Annotated in this window: 19 protein-coding genes; 11 read left to right on the top strand and 8 right to left on the bottom strand. The window is 55.9% G+C overall.

Annotation, left to right across the window (positions count from 1 at the left end; genetic code table 11):
* Window positions 1-3: 3 nt before the first annotated feature.
* A complete protein-coding gene (locus AC2FIB_RS07570) occupies window positions 4-1,572 on the bottom strand; it encodes a trimethylamine methyltransferase family protein (protein ID WP_496735990.1) in 1,569 nt (522 codons plus the stop codon).
* Between the two features lie 103 nt (window positions 1,573-1,675).
* Here AC2FIB_RS07570 and AC2FIB_RS07575 point away from each other — a divergent pair, with 103 nt between their 5' ends.
* Window positions 1,676-2,584, top strand: a complete 909-nt coding sequence (locus AC2FIB_RS07575) for a LysR family transcriptional regulator (protein WP_496841871.1) — start codon at window positions 1,676-1,678, stop codon at window positions 2,582-2,584.
* Window positions 2,585-3,757: 1,173 nt separating this feature from the next.
* Here the strand turns inward: AC2FIB_RS07575 and AC2FIB_RS07580 are convergent.
* The 5 genes from AC2FIB_RS07580 to AC2FIB_RS07600 all read right to left on the bottom strand — a co-directional run bounded on the left by AC2FIB_RS07580 (window position 3,758) and on the right by AC2FIB_RS07600 (window position 8,115).
* A complete protein-coding gene (locus AC2FIB_RS07580) occupies window positions 3,758-3,859 on the bottom strand; it encodes a DUF2474 family protein (RefSeq protein ID WP_145975872.1) in 102 nt (33 codons plus the stop codon).
* A complete protein-coding gene (gene cydB / locus AC2FIB_RS07585) occupies window positions 3,856-4,857 on the bottom strand; it encodes a cytochrome d ubiquinol oxidase subunit II (protein ID WP_496735987.1) in 1,002 nt (333 codons plus the stop codon). Before cydB ends, AC2FIB_RS07580 begins: the two co-directional genes overlap by 4 nt.
* Window positions 4,857-6,239 (bottom strand): cytochrome ubiquinol oxidase subunit I, encoded by a 1,383-nt coding sequence (locus AC2FIB_RS07590; RefSeq protein WP_496735986.1) that lies wholly within the window; start codon window positions 6,237-6,239, stop codon window positions 4,857-4,859. Before AC2FIB_RS07590 ends, cydB begins: the two co-directional genes overlap by 1 nt.
* 422 nt (window positions 6,240-6,661) lie before the next feature.
* Window positions 6,662-6,955, bottom strand: a complete 294-nt coding sequence (locus AC2FIB_RS07595; protein ID WP_496735984.1) for a hypothetical protein — start codon at window positions 6,953-6,955, stop codon at window positions 6,662-6,664.
* A 152-nt stretch (window positions 6,956-7,107) separates the two neighbouring features.
* On the bottom strand, window positions 7,108-8,115 hold the full coding sequence (locus AC2FIB_RS07600) for a helix-turn-helix domain-containing protein (RefSeq protein WP_496841872.1): 1,008 nt from the start codon (window positions 8,113-8,115) through the stop codon (window positions 7,108-7,110).
* A 397-nt stretch (window positions 8,116-8,512) separates the two neighbouring features.
* Here AC2FIB_RS07600 and AC2FIB_RS07605 point away from each other — a divergent pair, with 397 nt between their 5' ends.
* The 3 genes from AC2FIB_RS07605 to AC2FIB_RS07615 all read left to right on the top strand — a co-directional run bounded on the left by AC2FIB_RS07605 (window position 8,513) and on the right by AC2FIB_RS07615 (window position 11,077).
* On the top strand, window positions 8,513-8,890 hold the full coding sequence (locus AC2FIB_RS07605) for a hypothetical protein (RefSeq protein ID WP_058273728.1): 378 nt from the start codon (window positions 8,513-8,515) through the stop codon (window positions 8,888-8,890).
* A complete protein-coding gene (locus AC2FIB_RS07610) occupies window positions 8,890-10,107 on the top strand; it encodes an HlyD family secretion protein (RefSeq protein ID WP_496841873.1) in 1,218 nt (405 codons plus the stop codon). The genes AC2FIB_RS07605 and AC2FIB_RS07610 overlap by 1 nt, the downstream gene beginning before the upstream one ends.
* 487 nt (window positions 10,108-10,594) lie before the next feature.
* Window positions 10,595-11,077, top strand: a complete 483-nt coding sequence (locus AC2FIB_RS07615; protein ID WP_496735980.1) for a hypothetical protein — start codon at window positions 10,595-10,597, stop codon at window positions 11,075-11,077.
* A 244-nt stretch (window positions 11,078-11,321) separates the two neighbouring features.
* Here AC2FIB_RS07615 and AC2FIB_RS07620 read toward each other — a convergent pair whose 3' ends face one another.
* Window positions 11,322-13,391 (bottom strand): oxidoreductase, encoded by a 2,070-nt coding sequence (locus AC2FIB_RS07620; protein ID WP_496735979.1) that lies wholly within the window; start codon window positions 13,389-13,391, stop codon window positions 11,322-11,324.
* Window positions 13,392-13,456: 65 nt separating this feature from the next.
* Entirely contained in the window at window positions 13,457-14,809 is a 1,353-nt protein-coding gene (locus tag AC2FIB_RS07625; protein ID WP_496841875.1) for an aminotransferase class III-fold pyridoxal phosphate-dependent enzyme, read from the bottom strand.
* Window positions 14,810-14,964: 155 nt separating this feature from the next.
* Between AC2FIB_RS07625 and AC2FIB_RS07630 the strand changes: the two genes are divergently transcribed.
* From AC2FIB_RS07630 to argE, 7 genes are all read left to right on the top strand, one after another.
* A complete protein-coding gene (locus tag AC2FIB_RS07630; RefSeq protein WP_496841876.1) occupies window positions 14,965-15,777 on the top strand; it encodes a helix-turn-helix transcriptional regulator in 813 nt (270 codons plus the stop codon).
* A 303-nt stretch (window positions 15,778-16,080) separates the two neighbouring features.
* Entirely contained in the window at window positions 16,081-17,361 is a 1,281-nt protein-coding gene (locus tag AC2FIB_RS07635; RefSeq protein WP_496841877.1) for a flavin-containing monooxygenase, read from the top strand.
* Between the two features lie 17 nt (window positions 17,362-17,378).
* Window positions 17,379-17,795 carry a RidA family protein gene (locus AC2FIB_RS07640; RefSeq protein WP_282120982.1) on the top strand — a complete coding sequence of 139 codons (417 nt, stop codon included), beginning with the start codon at window positions 17,379-17,381 and terminating at the stop codon, window positions 17,793-17,795.
* 84 nt (window positions 17,796-17,879) lie between these two features.
* Window positions 17,880-18,554, top strand: a complete 675-nt coding sequence (locus tag AC2FIB_RS07645) for a DUF1028 domain-containing protein (RefSeq protein ID WP_496841878.1) — start codon at window positions 17,880-17,882, stop codon at window positions 18,552-18,554.
* Between the two features lie 17 nt (window positions 18,555-18,571).
* Window positions 18,572-20,068, top strand: coding sequence for an aldehyde dehydrogenase (locus tag AC2FIB_RS07650; protein WP_496841879.1), 1,497 nt, complete (start codon window positions 18,572-18,574; stop codon window positions 20,066-20,068).
* 25 nt (window positions 20,069-20,093) lie between these two features.
* On the top strand, window positions 20,094-21,032 hold the full coding sequence (locus AC2FIB_RS07655) for a LysR substrate-binding domain-containing protein (protein ID WP_496841880.1): 939 nt from the start codon (window positions 20,094-20,096) through the stop codon (window positions 21,030-21,032).
* Window positions 21,033-21,172: 140 nt separating this feature from the next.
* Complete coding sequence (gene argE / locus AC2FIB_RS07660; protein WP_496841881.1) at window positions 21,173-22,321, top strand: acetylornithine deacetylase; 1,149 nt, start codon at window positions 21,173-21,175, stop codon at window positions 22,319-22,321.
* Window positions 22,322-22,362: the final 41 nt, after the last annotated feature.

Genomic DNA, 22,362 nt, shown 5'->3' on the forward strand with positions numbered 1-22,362 from the left:
TTTCTAGTACCATTCGTCCGGCATTCGTGCTTTGCGATCTGACACGAAGTCTTCAAGCGCGGCTTGGATTTCGGGTTCCATTTCGGGGCATTGATAGTCGTTCAACATCTGACGCCACCGCCCGGTGGCGCGTTGATCTGTTGTAAGAGCACCATTTTCGGACCAGGTTTCGAAGGGTCCGGCGTCAGAAATCTGTGGCTCAAAATTCGCCGTCGCATAGTGCCGCAGCGTGTGACTGGTCGACAGGAAATTTTCGCCCGGGCCCGTTTCAAAATAGGCATCACGGCCAAAGGCCTCGTCATCCGTTTCGAAGCCCTGCAACAGTTTCAGCATCGCGCCACAGTGGTCGAGATCTAAGATAAATTTCTCGTAGGACATCACAAGCCCACCTTCGAGCCAGCCCGCCGCATGCCAAACCTGATGGGCCCCGGACAAAAGCGTGGACCACATTGCACCGGTGCTATCCTGCAACGCTTGCCCGTCGGGCGCATTTGAGGCGGTGATCTGTCCGCCGCCGGACCGCACAGGCACGCCAAGCCTTCGTCCCAATTGAGTAAGCGCCATCGTGGTCATGTTCGCCTCGGGCGATCCAAAGGTCAGAGCGCCCGTGCGCAAGTTCATTGTGGAATGGAACGAGCCGAAGACCACCGGACAACCGGGGCGCACCAGTTGCGCAAGCGCAATGCCAACCATTGCTTCTGCCAGAGTTTGCGCCGCTACCGCCGCCGGCGAAAGCGGCCCCATAGCGCCCGCGAAAATGGCAGGGGAGACGCAAACACATTGGCCTGCCTCCGCGTAGATACGCAGAGCTGACGACATGGTATCATCATAAACCAGCGGCGAATTGACGTTGATATTTGCCTGCATCACCGCGTGACACTTCATGAAGTCGCGCCCAAAGACTAAGCGAGCCACCTCGATACTATCCCGCGCACGCTCGGGTGCTGCGACAGATCCCATAAAGGGTTTGGTCGACAGCGTCAGATGCGCCAGCATCATGTCCAGATGTCGTTTGTTCACCGGTACATCTGTCGGCTCGACCACCGTGCCGCCGGAATGGTGCAGGGCAGGGGCAGTGTAGGCCAGCTTGACGAAATTGCGGAAGTCCTCCAGCGTCGCATAGCGGCGGCCGTTCACCAGATCGCTGACAAACGGAGAGCCATATCCCGGCATCAGCACAACGTTGTCGCCGCCAAGTGTCACGGTTTTGGCCGGGTCTCGGCCATGCAACTGAAATTCACTAGGAGCGGTAGCGCAAAGCGCGCGGACGTGACCCGGTTCAAACCGTACACGTTCGCCATCGATGCGTGCACCAGTTTGGGCGAAGTGATCCAGCGCGGTACGATCCCCCCGGAACTCGACACCAATATTGCTTAGAATCCAATCGGCTTGATCTTCGATCCGGGTCAGTGCCGTTTCGCTCAGAAGACTATATGCAGGTATCTTGCGCCCTGTGAACGGCGTGCTTTCAGAGGGCTCATTGTCACGGGCCAAGCGGCGTCGGCGCACGCGTCTGCGACGCCCCGCCGGTGTTGATGTGTCTGCTACGGCGTTCAAAGGGTCCAACGTCATCTTTTCGTTTCACGCAACTAGATGCAAATTTTGGGCTTAAAAAATTGCCTTGAAAATCGAAAATTTCTTTTCTCAGTGTTCAGAAAATTTGTACGCTGCACTCATGACTGCCCGCTTCTATCACCACGACTTGCTTAGGATATTTGCCGAGATCGCCCGCTATTCCAGCTTTTCGACGGCAGCGTCGGCGCTCAATATGACAAAGGGCGCGATCAGTTATCAGATCAAAACGCTTGAGGCCGATCTGGGGATGGCTTTGTTTCAGCGCACAACGCGCGGTGTCACACTCACCGGTGAAGGGCTGAAACTGCTCGCAATTTGCCAGACCCGATACGAAGAAATCGAAACCGAAATTCAGGCGTTGAAAGGGATTTCGTCGCGCTCTTTGACTGTTGGTGTCTCGACCTATTTCGCTGCGCGCTGGCTGTCGCCGCGCCTTATGTCATTCATGCAAAGCCACCCGGACGTGCAGCTTCGCATTCAGCCGATGGTCGAGTTTTCGCAGACAGAGATGCAGGAAGTGGACCTGGCAATCAGGTGGGGCAACGGGAATTGGAGCGACGGCACCGTTACACCGTTCATGCACTTTCCGCCTTTTCCTGTAGGCAACGTTGTAGTTGCGGGGCGGGTGGAAAGGCTGGGCATTGGCGGAACCATCTCAAACTTGGTATTGTTGCGCGATCGCGAAAACAGCAACGCCTGGTCTGAATGGTTGGAACTTGCCAATCTACCGCCGCAAACGCGTCGAGACGTGTTGATCGTGCCCGATCCTAATGTGCGGGTTCAGGCAGTGATCAATGGCCAAGGCGTCGCGCTAATGGATGATCTGGTTGGCGGCGAGTTGGAGGCGGGCATGCTGCATCGACTGTCGAATTTTGCGCTGCCGGACTATGGCTATTTCATCGTCCGGCCAGATAGGGCTGCAGCGTCGGAACCGGCGACAGTGTTCTCAGATTGGCTTCAGGATGTGGTTTCAACTCGCAACCAAGGTAGGAATGCATCCGCGCCTTGAGACTCTTCTACCTGCGAAAACGACAAAGTAACCCGCGTTTTTGTTTCTGAAGATTGGACAATTTGACAAGCGTTCCGTCGCCGAGTTTGGGCGCGACCAGATCATCCCAAAGGGCGATCCCCTGACCATCCACCACCGCCTGAACCCAGCTGCTTGAGGTTAGGATGGTCAAGCCGAACCGGCTCGACGGCCATGATCAATTCAAGCGATTGGCTTGGAGGATGACAACCCGGACGTTTTGTGTGGCTCACAGGTGGCCGCTTACCATCCATTGCATAGTATGCGATGATCGCGATGCCGAACCAGCAACCGTAAATGCCGGCAGCAATGTCGTTGTCGTATAGGCGGTGCGGGTGTGTGTTCTGCGGAACAACAAATTTAATAGTCTGCAACGCACAGAAAGCGGACTTTGCAAAGTCACGTGGAGCCCAAAGCGGAAGTTCACCCGGTTAAGGGGAAGCAAGTGGTTTTGGACGAATTTGTATTAGCCTACACCCAAGTAGCAAAGATAAGAATCCCAATGCCAATCCGATGGCGAGGGCATTGGCCACTACGAAACCGCCAAACAGTGACGCCGTTGTTATTCCCGCCTGTTCGATAGCCGTGTCTGTAACGATTGATACCCAGTCTTTTAGATATAGCGCGAACAGAACCGAAAGCCCCACGGGAGAAATGATTAGCGCGGTTCCGAGACAGGCCAATCCTCGCCCGAGGACTGCCCGCGATGTTGCCCCCTTAAGCACTATTGTCGCTGTGGAACCGAAAACGACTGGGGCGGAGAAGAGTACCAACAAAACGTCCACAATTGGGGCGAGGTCATTCCTAACAGCTCCTATCAGGGCTGAGGTGAAGGGCAACAAAACGAAGGTCACAAGCCCAGCAGCAATGAGACCTGTAAACAACTTTGGCAAAGAGCCCGAGGAAAGGCAGCTGCCCGGCTTACGTTGATTGAGTGGAGTGGGCAGGGCCGGATCAATCTGATCCCACCGCACAGCAATGTTCTTTGGACGAGAAAGCATGAAAGCCCCCCTAGAATTGTTGAAGATGAGACGCCCCCGCGGACCGTTTGTTTTTAGGAATTTGGTGGGAAGGAACCGAATTTCTTTTGGCGCCTGGACAAATAGTTGAGCGAGCTGGACAAGCTCACACGGGAGCAGTGGTTTCATTGGCGTTTCAGGTGATGAACAACCTGATCACGTACGCGACAGTGGTCAGGCACAAAACACTGCCGAACCAGATCGCGCCGAACCAGAAAACTTGTTTAAGCGTTTTCAATGGTAGTTCTCCTCTGGATCAATCTTCCCGCGGAAAACCCAGTAGGTGTAGGCGGTGTAAGCCAGGATCACTGGTAGCAGAATGACTGCTCCGACCAGAGCGAAAGCCAAACTGCTGTCTGGCGCGGCGGCTTCAGCAATCGTGAGGCTTGGAGGCAGCATATAGGGATAGAAGCTGATCCCGATACCAATGAAGCACACGACGAACAGGGCAATGGCGCAGACAAAGGGCTGATAGTTGCGCTGTTCCGTCAGGCCACGATCGAGCTTCCTTGCAATGGCAGTAACAAGAGCCGGCACAAGCACAGTGAAAACGACGCCGGGCCACGAAAACCATCTGACCATATAGATCGGGTCTTGGAATGGGGTTAAAAGACTGACGAGACCGATCAGCCCGAGTGTCATAAGCATCAACGGACGGACGTAGGAGCGCATCTGACGCTGAATCTTTCCAGTGGTTTTCATGTTGAGCCACGTCGCCCCCAGCAAGGCATACCCGATCACAAGGGCCACACCTGTCAGGACAGAGAACGGCGTCAGCCAATCCCACCATCCACCGGCATAATGCCGACCTTCGACCGGGATGCCCTGAACCAGCGCGCCAAGCGTGATACCCTGGCACAATGCGGCCACGGTTGAACCACCGTGAAACGCAACATCCCAAAGCCAGCGCCCGCGTACCGTTCGCCATCGGTATTCGAAGGCAACACCACGAAAAACAAGCGCAAGAAGCATGATTATGACAGGCACATAAAGCGCGGGCATCACTACAGAATAAGCCAAAGGGAAAACAGCGAACAAACCTCCGCCGCCCATGACCAGCCACGTCTCGTTTCCATCCCAAACCGGTGTGACCGAGTTCATCATGACATCACGATCTTTTTCGGTTTTCGCGAATGGAAAGAGGATCCCAATTCCAAGGTCGAACCCGTCCAGGATCACATAGGTCAGAACGGCAAAGGCAATGATGCCTGCCCAGATTGTCGAGAGTTCAAGCATCACGCTGCCTCCGCCAAGGTAAAGATTTCAATGGGTTTTTGAGTTTTCTGGAAATCTTCGACAGGCGGTTTTCCCATGAGACGCAGCATGTAGAACGTGCCTGCTCCGAACACCGCGAAATACACGACGATGAAGGCAATTAGAGACGCCGCAACTGCAGGCGCATCCACTTGGGAAAGGGAGTCCGATGTCCGCATCAGCCCGTACACCGTGTAAGGTTGGCGCCCCACTTCGGTGGTGATCCAACCGGCCAGTACCGCCACAAATCCGCTGGGCGCCAACAGGACGGATGCGCGGTGCAACCAGCGATCTTCGTTGAGGCGGCCCCGAACCCGCTGAACAAGCGACCACAACCCGACGCCCAGCATGGCAAAGCCGATGGCAAGCATGATGCGGAAGCTATAGAAAACGATCGCGACCGGGGGTTCTTCGTCGTCGGGAATGGTGTCCAGCCCGTCAAGCGGCGCGTTCAGATCATGTTTCAGGATCAGCGACGATAGCTTCGGAATTTCGATGGCGTAGTCCACGCGCTTTTCATCTTCGTTTGGAATGCCGAACAGGATTAGCGGTGCACCTTCGGGGTGGCTGTCAAAGTGACCTTCCATCGCCATTACTTTCTGCGGTTGATGCTCCAGCGTGTTCAATCCATGAAGGTCGCCCGCGACGATCTGCAGAGGAGTAACCAAAACAGCCATCCACATTGCCATCGAGAACATGCGGGTGATCTCGGCCGTTCGATTGCGGCGTAGCATGTGCCAAGCCGCAACCCCCGCCACCACAAAGGCAGTGGTGAGATATGCCGCCAGCACCATGTGTGTCAGGCGGTAGGGGAAAGACGGGTTAAAGACGATCGACCACCAATCCACTGGGATGAATTGCCCCAGCTCGTTGACGTCAAATCCGGCCGGGGTCTGCATCCAGGAATTGACCGAAAGAATCCACGTGGCCGATATCAGAGTGCCAAGGGCAACCATCGCCGTGGCAATCATGTGCAAGCCGGGACCCACGCGTTCGCGACCGAAAAGCATGATGCCTAGGAAGCCTGCCTCAAGGAAGAAGGCCGTCATCACCTCATAGGCCATCAAGGGCCCGATCACGGGCCCGGCGGTGTCCGAGAATGTGCTCCAATTCGTGCCAAATTGGTAAGACATCACAATGCCGGACACGACACCCATCGCGAAGCCGACAGCGAATATCTTTTTCCAGTAGTTGAAGAGATTGAGGTAAGCCTTGTCCTTGCGCCAAAGCCAAAGGCCATTGAGGACGGCCAGGAAGCTTGCCAGGCCGATGGAAAAGGCCGGGAAGATGATGTGGAACGACACAGTAAAGGCAAACTGGATGCGTGCCAGGGTCTCTGCGTCAAAGTTTGCTAGTAGGTTCATTGCCGTTTCCTTTGGCGTCGGATTGCAAAGAGCGGCAGTCACCTGGGTTGCTTCGGTTGCCAGCTCGTCGATGTTATTCAGATGAGCAGGATTTGGGGCAGAGGGCGTTTCAGTTCGTTTGGGTTCTGGACGGTTGTTTTTGGATTTTGGACAAAACCCAGGTCGAGAATGGCAAGAAAGGAAGCGGAATTTGAAACGCGAAGTCAGGGCACGGCCGGTATTCAAGTGCCCTAAACAAAGTTGCCACCCGGCTCGTTTGTGAGCCGGATGGCAACCTATCAGAAACTGTGCGAGTTCTGTTCGGGGTGGTCAGTCACGTTGCGTCTGGATGCTAACAGCGCAGGGCCGATGGACCTTATGCTGACCGGTCAGCTTTGTTCGGCTGTGTTTCCTCCTTTTTTCGTTGCGTTTGGTATGGCGTTTCAGTCCTCGTTCCAGTCTTTATGGTCATCTTTGAAGTCGTCGCGGCGTTCTTGTGCATCGTCCTGCGCGTCTTCGAAATTGTCCTTCTGGATCGCACCACCCACGGCACCAACCGCAGCGCCGGCGGCCGCGCCGCCTACGATGCTTTCGCCGGCAATGCCCGCGACAGTAGCGCCGACAACTGCGCCTTTGATGGCTTTATCGGTGACAAAATCAGCATGAGCTGTGGCTGCCATGGTGATCAGAAGTGCGCCGGAGATCGGGGCGATAAAGAATTTCTTCGAGGTTTTCATAGGGTTCATCCTTGTTCTGGGTCAGCAACCACCGCGGCTGCTGTGTGCCATTGAACTAGGTGACGCCATGGCCTGCTTTCTTTTGGGGACAGGACAAGGTTTTGTGGATCTTGGACATCTTATGGCCCTGCGCGCTGCAGAGGTCAGGAGACTTAGCGGCCAGCTTTACGAAACCTGGCTGGCGTTTCACCTGTCCATCGCTTGAACGCCACTGAAAAAGCCGCCTGATCCGCAAATCCAAGCATGAAGGCAACGCGGGCAACACCCTCCCCACTGCGAAGCATCCGTTTGGACAGGTCGCACAACACCCCCTCTAAAAGTGCTTTAAAGCTTGTTCCCTCGGCTGACAGGTGCCGGGTCATTGTGCGTCGCGTCAATCCAAGCTCTCCGGCTATTTGATCGCCGTTTGGTATTGGACCGGGAAGACGTTCCCCGAGCATCTCTACAATGCGATCGGACAGACTTCGGACCGCATCAGGTTGAGCCTTTAGCTGCTCTTCCCCATGCCGACGCAAATGCCCCAACAAAGTAGGGTCTGCAGTCGGGATCCGAAAACTCATACCGTTTGGGGGCAGAGCCAACGCGTATCCGGACTTGAACCCTTCTACGGCGCAACCGGCCAACTCGGCCAGCTGCTTACAATGCTCGACGTCGTCCGTTTCCAACTCGATTGAGATAGGGGCAAATCCGCCTGAGGTGATCTGCTGAACGCGCTTATAGAGACCGAAAACCAGCATCTCGCGATGGCGAGGATATTGATGCGCTGGGATCACGCTACTTTCCAGCGTGATCTTGGGTTCATCAGGCGCCCCTACAACATCCAGATGCAGGTCAGGGTCTTGCATTGCATAAAAGCGCTGTGTCAATGCCAGTGCGTCTTCGACCGTTTCTGCTGCCCGCACAATGTAAGCCAAAAGCGTTCCGGGACCTTGCGCCGAAAGCCCCACCCGCGCGGCAAAGGTCTTGTCTTCCAAAACACGACACACAGTTTCAACGGCGCCCGCTTCATGAAGCAGTTCGACAGTGGCGTCTGGGCTGTTGACGATATCCGAAGGTGCCCCCGCCATTTCCAGAATTTCAGGAAATGGAATGCGCGCACCGGGCTCTTGCGAATAACGCAAGCCGACACTTTGCAGTCTGTATGCACTGATCCGTGGCACTTTTGCTTTCTCCCCTGACTGGCACACACCGCCCTGTAATTCCCGCAATTGTCCAAAAGCCAACAACAAATGTCCAGAACCCTAAGGATCGCGGGGGCGATGACGGTTAGGTCCCGATCATCAGAAAGGACAAGGCAATGATCTACTTCGCAAGGTACTACCGCGTTTTTAAGGCAATCAACGACTCTGCCAGACAGGAATTGTCCAGAGGCAACATTTACGGCCTGCACGCTTCGTCGCTTGGCGAGAAAACACCGAGCGGGCGTCGCTGGGATCCCCCCTACGCCCCGCCGGAACAACCCTCAGAACCATCACAACAACCGACCGAGAACTGACGTTCTCAAGACACCGAAAATTTTCACGCACCGCGTGACTGCGTAAATCAAGGACCTGAAACATGAAACCACCCGCGTTCCTGATGGCGCCTGTACTTGGCATCATCTCAACTCCCGCCTTCGCCGCTGGCGGCGACCCCAGATGGTGGGTCGCGCCCAATCAGACTGACACCTATGCTTGGGTCGGCCTAATTGTCCTCTTCCTTGCGATCCTACTGGTCGTACACCTCTATGCCCGCTTTGAACGCTATACGGAGCGCAAATCAATCGGCACTCCGCTGCGCACAACCATTCCGGTGATGCTTACCATAGCCTTGGCATACGAATTGATGCCCGCGCTCAGCCACTTCAGCATTCTGCTGCCAGGCGCGTTGATCCTGACTGCAATCGCCCGCGACTTCATGTTGTGGTGGCGGCCTTCGAAAGAGGAGTTGGTATAATGATCGAATTGCTCGTCACTTCTTTTCCGTTTGCCCTGCGCGTGATCTACCTTAAATGGCGCGGGATTCCAGTCACCCTCTACAACGTTCACCGGGCGCTATTCATGTGGTTCGTTCTGGCCCTGATCGTGTTCTTTGCTGTGTTCTATTACTACCCCAAATCCTACACTGGCCTTGTGCCCTTCAGAACCGTTCCTGTCGTCGCCGAGAACGGCGGAACAGTGACCGATATCTATGTAAAAGGTGGAGATCGTGTCGAACCGGGCGACCCGCTTTTTGCAGTTGAGAACTCTTCCGAAGAGGCTGCCGTAAAATTCGCGATGCGAAAAGTTGAGGAAATTGAAAGCGCGAAACTTGCCGCTGAGCTGCAAGTCGAAACCGCCGAGGCTGTTCTGGATGCAGCGATAACATCAAGAGAGCAAGCTGAGCTCAGCCTGATGGATCATCGCGCACTTCAAGCCAAAAACTCCGCTGCATTCCAAGTGAGCCAGCTGGAACGCGCACAAGCCACCCTGGATACCCGATCAGCAGAAGTTGAGGCCGCGGAAACTCAATTGGGTGTGGCCCAAGTTCAAGCGACCGCCGTATTGCCTGCACAGCTTGCATCGGCGCGAGCATCGCTGGAACAAGCACAAGTGGAGTTGTCCAAAACTCTGACGCTCAGCTCCGTTGACGGAGTGGTAGAACAGGTCACTCTCAACGTCGGATCACGTGCCGCACAAGCCGCAATGAGCCCCGCAATGCTCATCGTGCCAGACAGGAAAGATGTTGAACGTGGACGTATCGTTGCCGGTTTCTCTCAGGTTTCACGCACGGAATTGTACGAGGGAATGGCGGCAGAAGTGGCATGCGAAAGCAACTTCAACATCTCGATGCGCAATACCGTTCTTCCCGCAAGGATCGTACGCATTCAAGAGTCGATTTCTTCCGGTCAGCTTGCGCCCAGCGGTCGCCTGATCGAGCCGAGTGAAAAGGCAAAACGGGGTCAGATCGTTGTTCATCTTGACCTGGTACACCCAGAGCACCGCGATCTTCTGGTACCAGGCAGTGGTTGCATCGTCCAATCCTACACCACTAATTTTGAAGGTGATATGGAAGGCACAATTGTCGCTCACGGGATCCAGGCCATGGGTATCATCAAGGCCGTCGGCTTGCGGGTCAAAGCTTGGTTCGGTCTGACTTCGGGTATCGGCTTGATCGGTGGTGGGCACGCCTGATATTCTAAATACCCTCATCTTCAACAACACGGCTTCCGACAAAAGTTGGGAGCCGTTTTGACTTTTTGCGCACAGAGAACACGCCAACTAAATAAGATCTTTGTTGCAAATTTCCGCTCCACGGCGAAAGGCCGGCACGTCCTCTCAGGCAGGCCATTTCAGGAACAAATCGGCCAAACACAGTAACCCTGAATGTCAGCTTTGTCCGCAGAGCAGACTTCGCACTGCTCTTTAAGGTTCACATCAAGCGGCTGAGGTGGGCAGGGGAACCACTTGGGCTTGGACTGATTAAGCAATGCTCCTTCGTTTGTGAGGTGTTTGCGTTACCTGCTTCGCGACCAGCTCGACGGCCATGATCAATTCATGCGGTTGGCTTGGAGGATAACAACCCGGACGTTTTGTGTGGCTCACAGGTGGCCGCTTACCACCCATTGCGGGGCATGTGATGATCGCGATGCCGAACCGGCAATCGTAATTAACGGCGGCAATGTCGTTCTCGACCGTCTTGGAGCTGCACGACTACCATAATGTGCAAACTGCTTGGAACGCAGCGATCGAACTGGAAGCGGCGCTTGAAATGAGCCTGTTGGCGCGCTCGAATATCAAGAACAATAGCGAATTCCGAGATTTCACTATGGCATTAGCAATTGTTCTGATGAAATCAATCCGGCTCGGCCACGCGCCTGTAGACCTCTTTGCCAGTGTCGTGTTTCCAGCGCAACCAAGTCCTCGCAACATCACACCAATGGATCGGCCTTACCGCGCTTCTCTGATTGCTGACCGCCGAAAAACCCTTGGTCTGATCGCAACCATTTTAAAAAGCCGAACGAATCTGTTTTTAATTGATGGCGTGCCCGCCGAGAGTTGGGGCAGGGAATCTTCAATGCAAGAACTATGGTCCAAGCTCGAGCCGGAGCAGAATGATGAACTCGATCGGCTGTCGCTGCGGTTCCCGGCAAAGTGGTTTTGAAAGTAATGGCAGGAAGCGAACCCTCGCTGCAGGTGCAAAATGCTATCAGTTTCGAATCTCAAGCGGACGATCCCGTCGTTAGAAATTCATAGACAATAGCGAGCTATTCGCAGTTGAGTTGAGAAACCATTTTGTCGTCGTACGAATTTGGTTGCGTCCTTTAGTGTTTCGCTGATGTCAAATGACGTTCAAATGTGTAAGGCAGCAGAGTTCGTACTATACCGCCAAAACACCCACAACGCCCTTAGTCTACTGCAAGTTCTGTAATTTCACGGCGGAAGGGCAGAGCGTCACCGATACCTTTACCATCGAATTCCCGTGCATAGCGGTGACCGGCATAGGTTGCCCAAGCGATCGGACCCGGTGCGTTGGCGTCGCCGATCAGTTTGACCGACTTGATGCCTGCATCTGCCCAGTCCGCTTCGCGTGCCTTCAGATTATTGAATACGCCGTTGTTTTCCAGACGGGATGCAACCATCACAACAGCATCCGCCTCGATCTTCCAGGTGCGTTCGGTGTAGATGCAGTTTGAGACCACATGACCCGGGTTGATTTCGGTGACGCCTTGGTTGAGCACGATCTCAACCCCCGCGTCGACCAGCCTTGGATGAATGGCGATCTGTTCCAACGTGTTGTTGGTCCAGTCACTGACATAAGCCGATGGTGTAACCAGCGTCACTTGCGCGCCGTTCTTGGCCAACAGTTCGGCAAGAACACCACCCATATAATAGTGGTCGTCGTCGTACACCACCACTCGGCCGGATGGGATTGTGCCATCCATCAGATCGTCCGGGGTATAGACCCTGGCGCCTTTAGCTATTGGCATCGGCACAACATGCTGACGCGAGACACCATCGTTGCGCCATGTCGCTCCTGTGGCGATACAGATGTTTTCGAAGCCGAACTCCAGAATGCTTTCAGCATCCAGCTCGCTTTCGCGATAGATTTCCACGTTTGGGCGCTGGCTGAGTTGATAGTCACGATAGTCCACTACCCGACCCCAGGCCGATAGGCCCGGCAACAGACGTTCGCGCGCCACACGGCCTCCGATAACGTCGCGGGCCTCGGCCACGGCAACGTCGTAGCCGCGGCGACACAGCGCCCACGCGGCCTCAAGCCCCGCAGGGCCCGAGCCCACGATCAGCACGTTCGAGCTATCACCTTTTTCGTTCATCTTCTCGGGGTGCCAGCCCTTGCGCCATTCCTCCATGAAGGTCGGGTTCTGGGTGCAACGACTGATCGACATGGTCATGTCGCCCGTGATGCAGATGTTGCAGCCGATGCATTCGCGGATGTCCTCAATCCGGCCTTCTTCGATCTTTTTGGGCAGGAACGGGTCGGCGATAGATGGACGGGCGCAGCCGATGAAATCCAGCGTACCGGACTTGACCATCTTGGCCATTACATCGGGTGAAGTGAACCGGCCCACGCCGACAATAGGCTTGTCGGTCAGATCGTGAATACCACGCACCAGTTCTTCCTGCGCGGCTTCTTCCTTGAAACGTGAAGGGCCAGAACAGTCTTCCCAAGTTCCTTGCGCCAAATCCCAAAGATCCGGCAGGTCCTTGTTCATTTCAATATAGTCACGCACCTCTGCGTTGGAAAAGCCAAGCTCACCGATGGTTTCATCCAGGCTGACCCGCAGCGTGATCGCCATCGTATCGCCGACCACGTCGCGCATGTCGGCGATGACCTCCTGACTGAAACGGGCGCGGTTCTCCAGACTGCCGCCATATTCGTCGCTGCGCTGGTTGGTGGCACGGCTGAGGAAGTGTTGGAAGATGCCAAACCCGTGTGCACCATAGAGACAGATCAAGTCAAATCCTGCGTTTTTCGATCGTTTGGCAGCGTTCACGAACCAACGGCGCAGGTCTTTGATGTCCTGCTTGTCCAGTGCGCGGGCTTGAACCGGGTCGTTTGTGAAAGTCCGAATGGGAAGGGCAGAAGGGGCCAGCGGCACTTCTTTGGTATAGAGGTTCGGCCCGTTGATGCCGGAGTATGCCAGCTGAATGCCCGCCAAAGCGCCATGTGTTTTCATCCGTTCCGACATCTTGCGCAGTTGCGGGATGTCCTTGTCCTCCCACAGACGCAGCTCGATAAAGGGTGTGATCTCAGACGTGTGGTGCATCTCGCACTGCTCGGTGAAGATCACACCCCAGCCGCCTTCAGCCTTGATCCCACGCATCGCAGCCGCCGCCGAGGGATCACGATATCCGCCGCCGTTACAATGGGGAACTTGATAGAACCGGTTCTTGGCGGTCAGAGGGCCGATCTGCATCGGCTCGAACAGAATATCATAGCGTGGATCGCGCATGGCTGGCTCCTTAAGGCTGGCTGATAGGGTTCACGGAGGGCCGTCATCCCCCAGTAAATCAAGATCTAAAGACCGGCGGCAACTTCTGTGATGGAGTCGCGCAGGATGGCTTCGATGCGATCAATCATGGGCTCGTCCATGATCAATGTCGGGGACAAGATCAGCACGTTTCCCAAGGGGCGTGCGATCAGGCCGCGTTTCTGGCAGGCTTGGGCTACTTTCAGCCCCACTTGCGCCTCATCCGGATAACTTTCCTTGCTGGCGCGGTCCTTGACGAATTCGATCCCCATCATGAAATGGCTACCACGCACTTCGCCGACCATTTCGATGTCGGTCAGACCGCGCAGGTTGGATTCGAACCGTGCACCGGTTGTTTGCACCCGTTGCGGGATCTGCTCGCGCTCCATAATCGCGATGTTGGTCAGACCTGCCGCCGCAGCCGCAGGGTGGCCCGAATAGGTCATGCCATGCAGGAACATACCGTCGGGCCCCGAGATCACTTCGTGAATATCATCCGAGACGATCGTGGCCGAAAGCGGTTGATAGCCTGAGGTCAAGCCCTTGGCCGTGGTGATGATGTCTGGCACCATGTCGAACACATCTTCCGAGGCAAAAAAGTGCCCAAGACGGCCAAAGGCGGTGACGACCTCATCGGCGACGTATTTGATATCGTTGGCCTTACAGACCTCCCACGCGCGCTTGTGATAACCTTTAGGTGCGGTCACAACACCGCCTGCGCCCTGGATCGGTTCGGCGATGAACGCACAAATGCTTTCTGCGCCAATCCGCTCAATACTGGCGGTCAGATCGTCGATCAGATCGTTAAGGAACTCACCCTCGGTCATCTCGCCGCCTTCGCGCCAATAGTGGGGTGAGCGCAGGTGATGCACGAGTTCGCTGGCCGCGTGCCAACCTTCGGAATAGCCAGGTGTGGTCATCGCCATCGCCAGATGAGTCGATCCGTGATAGGCGCCGTGCCGCGACAGAACCAGCTTCTTTTCTGGCTTTCCCTTGCGGATATTATAATGTTGCAGCATCCGAATGGCGCTGTCATTTGCGACCGAACCGGAATTGCTGAAATAGACCGAATTCAGATGACCCGGCGCAAGCTGAGCGATCTTCTCGGCCAGCGCCGCCGCTGCCGGGTGTGTAAAGTTGTAGAAGGTCGAGTAATAGTCCAGTGTTTTCAACTGATCCGATATCGCGGCAATCATCTCGTCATTGCCATGGCCGATATTGACGCACCATAAACCGCCAATTCCGTCGATCAGCTCTGTTCCTTCGCTGTCATAAACGTAGGCGCCCTTTGCCCGCGATATGACGGTGCGAGCGCCCTGCTTCTTTAGCGCGTCCAGATCGGCGAAAGACTGAATCAGGTGCTTATCCTGCGCAAGAATGTCGAGCGTATCTTTAGCCATGATCAACCCCTTTGTTTTCCTGTAGCAGTTCTGCTGATCCGGCGCGTCCCTTGTTCGGGCCATGATCGCGCCGGCGGATACATACCACCTATATTGAGTATTTACGTTACTTTGGCGATTTCAGGGGGTATATACCCCCAGGGGGGTACCCAAATATGTCACAAATTTCAGCACCAGACGCCTTGTCGACCGCAATTATGGCAATCGGATCAGAACGCTTCGGTGATGCGTTGCACCGTTGGCTGGATGCGACATGCTCATTCGATAACTTCGCGATCATCGCCTTTTTTAAGAATCGTGCGCCCCAGGTTCTGATGACCCACGCTCGCGACAGGCGCGTTTTTGAGCGCATCGACAGCCACTATGTCAAAGGAGCCTATCTGCTGGACCCGTTCTTTGGCCTACATCAAAGCCGCGCTGCGGATGGTCTTTATCGTTTAACCGATGTCGCCCCTGATCAGTTTCAGCGCAACGAGTACTTCAAATCCTACTACGCCAACACAACGCTGACAGATGAGCTTGCTTATTTCGCCTGCCTTACTCCAGTCAGTTCAATCACGGTCTGTATCGGCAGGGACGCAACCACCGCATCGCGGTTCTCGTCCAGAGATTACAGCGCGGCTAAACACATCGCGCCAGTGGTTAGTGCGCTGGTCAGAATGAACTGGCCAGACATCAAGCCCCCGATTGAAGGTGAGCCGGAAGATACCGTTGAACAACTGCGCCGGCGCATGTCCGCCGAGCAGGACATCAGCCTAAGCCCAAGACAGGCCCAGGTGGCGCTGTTGATCCTGCAAGGACATTCGTCGATTTCTATTGGCTTGACACTTGGCATTAGCCCCCAGACCGTAAAGGTCTTGCGCAAGCAACTTTACCGGAAATGCCAGATCTCTTCGCAGGGGGAACTGTATTACCTGATCGCGCCTTATCTGTCGGAGAATAGGCAACTGCCTGGGAGCTCAACATAAAACCCGACAAGTTAGCCAAAGCCTAATTAAGAGTAAGTTAGACAGTTATTTCACCTGTTTCGAACTTGTGAAACCTTAACCTGGAAACGTGCATAGCGTGCTGGAGTGGCACAGAATGCGGTAATCCAAAGCGGCCGATACCCAGGTATCGGCTAGCTCACCGGTTAGGTGCTGATGTCCGAATTCTGAAAGTGCAAGGCGTTCGGTCCATTGTGACCGCTCGTCCTCCAAGACCGGCATGTAATGAGCGATGGCAATGACCTTTCAGGGTCAATTCGAGATGCAGTTATAGGGAACCGACACATGTCCATTGAGAAAACGGATACGCTGGTTGTTGGCGGCGGACAGGCTGGTATCGCGCTGAGCGAGCACTTGGCAAACAACAATGTGCCCCACATCATTTTGGAAAAGAACCGCACTGCAGAAGCATGGCGTACCGGTCGTTGGGACGCATTGGTTGCCAATGGCCCGGCATGGCATGACCGTTTTCCCAGCCTGCAGTTCAACGGCGACGACCCCGATGCGTTCGTGCCTAAGGACCGGGTTGCCGAATATCTTGTCGAATACGCCGAAATGGTCAAAGCCCCCATTCGCGAAGGTGTAGAGGCGCTGAAAGCAGAACGTCTGGCGGGTGAAGGAGGCTTCAAGGTTGAAACCTCTGCCGGCGAGATTCATGCCAAACGCATTGTGGCCGCCACGGGCGCGTTCCAGCAACCGGTCATTCCACCGATCGTGCCGGCAACGGCTGGTGTCGAGCAAATCCACTCCTTCTACTACAAGAACCCCGACCAACTGCCAGAAGGTGCCGTGATGGTTGTCGGTGCCGGGTCGTCCGGCGCGCAGATCGCGGACGAGTTGAACCGCGCAGGCCGCAAGGTCTTTTTGTCGGTTGGTCCGCATGACCGCCCGCCGCGCCGATACCGTGGTCGCGACAATGTCTGGTGGCTGGGCGTGCTGGGACTTTGGGACATCGCTGCGCAAAAACCCGGAACCGAGCATGTCACCATCTCGGTCAGCGGGGCCCATGGTGGGCATACGATGGATTTTCGCAGACTTGGGAACGAGGGGGTCACCCTCACGGGCATGACCAACAGCTTCGAGAACGGCGTTCTCAGCTTCGCGGATGATCTACAGCGCAACGTAGCCGCAGGCGACGCCAATTATCTAGAGATGCTTGATCTTGCTGACGCCTATGTGGAGCGCACCGGAATTGATCTGCCGGAAGAGTCTGAGGCGCGCGAACCCTTTGAAGACCCGGACTGTTTGACCAATCCGCTTGGGTCAGTCGATTTTGCCAAAGAAGGTATTACCACAATCATCTGGGCCACGGGCTTCCGTCAGGACTTCAGTTGGATCAAGGCGGACGCATTTGACGCCAAAGGCGCGCCGATCCACCAGCGCGGCGTTTCGGTCGAACCTGACATATACTTCCTTGGCCTGCCTTGGCAGTCACGTCGTGGCTCCACCTTCATTTGGGGCGTTTGGCGCGATGCGAAATACATAGCCGATCAGATTGCGATCCAGCGCGCCTATGCCGATTACGATGGTCAGGCGGCTATCATCGCCCCAGCAGCCGCAGAATAAGACAACAGGACACCGAAATGGCGCACACACGCATTCGCAAATTCAACACCAAAGAAACCTACCCCGAGCAAAACCTCGATAACGACCTGTGTCAGGCCGTCGTAACGCAAGGTGGAAAAACCGTCTACCTGCGTGGCCAGTGCCCGCAGAACCTGGATGATGCGGTCAATATCGACAGCCACGATCCGGTCGAGCAGACCCACAAGGTCATGCAGAACATCAAGCAGCTGATCGAAGAGGCCGGCGGTTCAATGGAACATCTGGTCAAGGTCGTCGTCTACATCACTGATGTCCGCCACCGCGAGGCCGTCTATCGCACCATGGGCGAGTATATCAAAGGGGTCTACCCTTGCTCGACGGGGCTGGTGGTTCAGGCACTAGCACGCCCGGACTGGTTGGTTGAGATTGACGGCACCGCAGTCATTCCCGACTGATCTTGCCGATCATTTGAGGATACCGGGCTGCGCACTTACGCTCTCACCCCGCGCAGCCCGGTCTTTGTCGTTAAGGAGGTCTGTATGACTTTTTCACTGGTTGCCCGTTGTGCCGATACCGGCATGTTCGGGTTGGCGATTTCGTCGTCTTCACCCGCCGTGGCTGCCCGTTGTTCGTTTGCCCGCGCCAGTGTCGGTGCTGTCGCATCGCAGAACGTAACCGACCCCAGCCTTGGCCCGCTGACGCTGGACTTGATGGAACAGGGTAAAACCGCGCCTGAGGCCATCGCCGAGATGACGGCCCGCGCGAAATTCATTGAGTACCGTCAGGTTCTGGCAGTGGATACCGCTGGTCGCACGGCGATCCATTCCGGTCCCAACAGCCTTGGCATCTGGACACAAGCGCAGGCCGAAAACGTCGCCTCGGGTGGCAATCTTCTGGACAATGACGGCGTCCCGCAGGCCATCGTCGACGGGTTTCTGTCGGCCTCGGGTCATATCGGCGACCGCCTGATCGCAGCCATGCGCGCCGGTCTGGACGCAGGGGGCGAGGCCGGTCCGGTACATTCAGCAGGCATGAAGATCGTCGACAAGGTCAGCTGGCCGGTAGCCGATCTACGATGCGACTGGACCGAGGGTTGCCCGATTGAGGCCATCGCAACCGCCTGGGACATCTATAAACCGCAGCTGGACGCCTATGTTCAGCGCGCGCTCGACCCGAGAGAAGCGCCTTCTTATGGCGTACCCGGCGACGAATAATCAGCGAGAGAGACACCATGTTGGATTATACGCACGAAGATTGGAAAAGCCGCGCCGCCGGTCTGTCATTTCGTGGGCAGGCTTTCGTCGACGGCAAGTTTGTCGATGCCGCATCGGGCAAGACCTTTGATAGCATAAATCCCGCCACAGGCGCGGTGCTGACTCAGGTTGCCGAATGCGATGAAGAAGACATCAACCGTGCCGTCGCCGCAGGCCGCGCCGCATTCGAGGATGGCCGCTGGTCGCGCATGGCCCCCGGCGACCGCAAAGCGGTGATGCTGAAACTTGTCGACCTGATCCGCGACAATCTGGAAGAGATGGCGCTACTGGACAGTCTCGACATGGGCAAATTAGTGACGGATGCCGCCACTATCGATGCCCCCGGTTCGGCGCATTTCTTCCAGTGGTATGCCGAGACTATCGACAAGGTCTATGACGAAGTCGCCCCAACCGGGCCTGGCGATTTGGCGCTGGTCAAACGTGTGCCTCTGGGTGTGGTCGGAGCAGTGACACCGTGGAACTTTCCGCTGGACATGGCCACATGGAAAGCCGCCGCGGCGCTAGCGGCAGGCAACTCGGTTGTGCTGAAACCGGCCGAACAGTCGCCCCTGTCAGCGCTGAGACTGGCGGAACTGGCGGTTGAGGCTGGCGTTCCGGATGGTGTATTCAACGTCGTGCCTGGCTTTGGCGTGACTGCGGGCAAAGCGCTGGGTCTGCATATGGATGTGGACTGCCTTGCCTTCACCGGGTCGACCGCAATCGGCAAGATGTTCATGCAGTATTCGGGCCAGTCGAATCTGAAACAGGTCTGGCCGGAAACAGGTGGCAAAAGCCCCAATCTGATCTTTGCCGATTGCGAGGATCTGGACTCGGCCGCTGACATGGCCGCTTTTGGCATCTTCTTCAATCAGGGCGAGGTCTGCTCGGCCAATTCGCGGCTATACGTGGAACGCTCGGTCAAGGATGCGTTTGTCGAAAAGCTGATCGCCCGTGCGCAGGCGATGCAACCCGGCGACCCGCTGGACCCGGCGTCGAAAATGGGTGCCATCGTTGATGAAAAACAGACACAGGGGATCATGCGCTTTGTCGAGGAAGGAAAGAAAACCGCCAATCTTGTGACTGGGGGCGAACGGATCACATTGGATGGCAAGGGCTGCTTTGTCCAACCGACCATCTTCGACGACGTAGACCATGACAACCCGCTGGCGCGCGATGAGATCTTCGGCCCCGTCCTGTCGGTCATCCCCTTCGACACCGAAGACCAGGCCGTGACGATGGCAAATGACTCGGTCTATGGGCTGGCAGCGTCAGTCTGGACCGATAACCTGTCCCGCGCTTGCCGGGTGTCAGACAAGCTGATGGCAGGGACCGTTTCGGTGAATACGGTAGACGCGCTGTCTGCAATGACGCCGTTTGGAGGCATGAAGCAGTCAGGCTTTGGGCGCGATTTGTCATTGCACTCGCTTGAAAAGTATACTGCTTTGAAAACGACTTGGATCAAGTACAAGGCTTGATCCGCAAGACCGCGGAGATGCGCCTTTGCCTTTCAGATACACGCTGCGACAGCTTGAGTATTTTGTGGCCGTCGGAAAGGCAGGCAGCATCGCAGCCGCCAGCGACAAGCTGAACGTCTCGTCGCCGTCGATCTCGGCGGCGATCACCCAGTTGGAAGTGGAATTCGGCGTCGCCCTTTTTGTGCGCGAACACGCGCGTGGCCTGTCGCTGACCAAGGCCGGGCACAAAATCATGGAACGTACCGAGTTCGTTCTGCGCGAGGCCGAGTTGCTGGCCACACTGGCCGGGGAAATCACCGGAAAGGTACAGGGCATCCTGTCCGTGGGGTGTCTGGTAACATTTGCTCAGATCGTTCTGCCGGGGTTGCGACGCGACTTTGAGGACACCTATCCCGATGTACGTATCGAACAGCGTGAACTGAATCAGGCCGTTATTTTCAGCCAGTTGCGCCGGGCTGAACTGGACATCGCCCTGACTTACGATCTGGACATTCCCGCCGATCTCGAATTCCGGCCACTCCATGAACTGCCACCTTATGTAGTTCTGAGCGAAGGTCATCCGCTGGCAAATCGCAGCGAGCTGACGATCCCCGACCTGCAGGATAGCCCAATGGTCTTGCTGGACCTGCCATTCAGTGGTGAGTATTTTCTGTCCTTTTTCCGCGAAGCCAATATCAAACCGAATATCGCGGAGCGCACCGCAGATATGTCGGTCATGCGATCGTTGGTGGCCAACGGGTTCGGTTTTTCGATTGCCAATATCCGCCCGTTGAACGTTTTGTCGCCGGATGGCAAAAAGCTGATCTTTGTACCCTTGGCCGGGGAAATGCGCCCAATGCGTCTCGGCTTGCTGCGCACGCGGGCCGAGAATGAAACAAACACATCAAGAGCATTCATTGATCATTGTGCTCATGCCGTAGATTCAGGATCGCTTCCTGGTCTTTTTGCGCAAGACGAAGGGTGATTGCGGGACTTAGAGATCTCCTAACCTCTGCTTCGCCATTCCCAGATTTAAGTATTTTGCCCGTCGTATAGGCTTGGAGAGAATGACCCTCTCGCAGCCAAGAACAAAGCGGCTGTCAAACCAAAAACAGGTTCAATCCTATGACCTCTACCCTGGATATTCTCGACAGGCTCGTTAGCTTCGATACGGTCAGCAAAAACTCGAACCTTGAGCTTGCCGCTTATGTCGAAGAGTTTTTGGAGGCGCGCGGATTCACCGTTCATCGCATCACCGACCCTGGTGGCGACAAGACCGGGCTTTATGCCGAGAAAGGACCTGCGGGTGATGGCGTACTACTATCCGCGCATACTGATGTTGTCCCGGTCGAAGGCCAAAGTTGGACCAAGGACCCATTCCGCCTGACCCGTGAAGGCAATCGCGTCTATGGGCGTGGCACCACGGATATGAAGGGGTACGTGGCTTCTGTCATGGCGTTGGCGGTTCGTGCCGCCGGGGCTGATCTGCGCGAACCTCTCAAGATCGCGCTTTCTTATGATGAAGAGGTCGGCTGTGTCGGCATCCAGCACATGTTGGACCGGCTCGCCCCTATGCTGGGCCAGCCACGCGCCTGTTTTGTGGGTGAACCGACCGAGATGCAGGTGGCCGTAGGCCACAAAGGAAAAGCCGCGCTACGTGCCGTCTGCCACGGCCAAAGCGGGCATTCAGCTCTGGCCCCGAAATTCGTCAACGCGCTGCACCTGGCAACTGATTTTGTAGGTAAACTGCGCGCGTTGCAAGAAACCTATGCCAAAAGCGGCAACAGTGACCCGGCCTATTCGGTGCCCTACACCACGTTCCATGTGGGCATGATGTCTGGCGGCAAGGCGCTGAATATCGTGCCGGATCGCGCTGAACTGACATTTGAATACCGTCATCTCGCCTCGGATCGTGGCAAAGATATCTTGTCACAAATTCAGGAGGCGGCCATCAGGGTCGGTGCACAGTATCAGGACCTGTGTCCCGAGGCGCGTATCGAGGTTGAACAGTATAACGCCTATCCCGGACTGGAGGTCGCCGAGACTGAAGGAGTCATTGCCTATGCGCAGAAACTTGCGCAAAGTCACGCCACCACCAAAGTCGCCTTTGGCACCGAGGCCGGGTTTTTCAGCGAGTTGGGGATTCCGACTGTTGTCTGCGGGCCGGGTTCCATGGAACGTCAGGGACACAAGCCGGATGAATATCTTGAAATCGAACAGCTGAACACGTGCGACGCGATGATGGATCGCATCCTCGAAGACATCAGCCGCTAAACAACCCCCCCTTACTGAAACCGAAAAAGCCCCCGGAAAAA

Source organism: Ruegeria sp. YTSA072 (assembly GCF_059610285.1).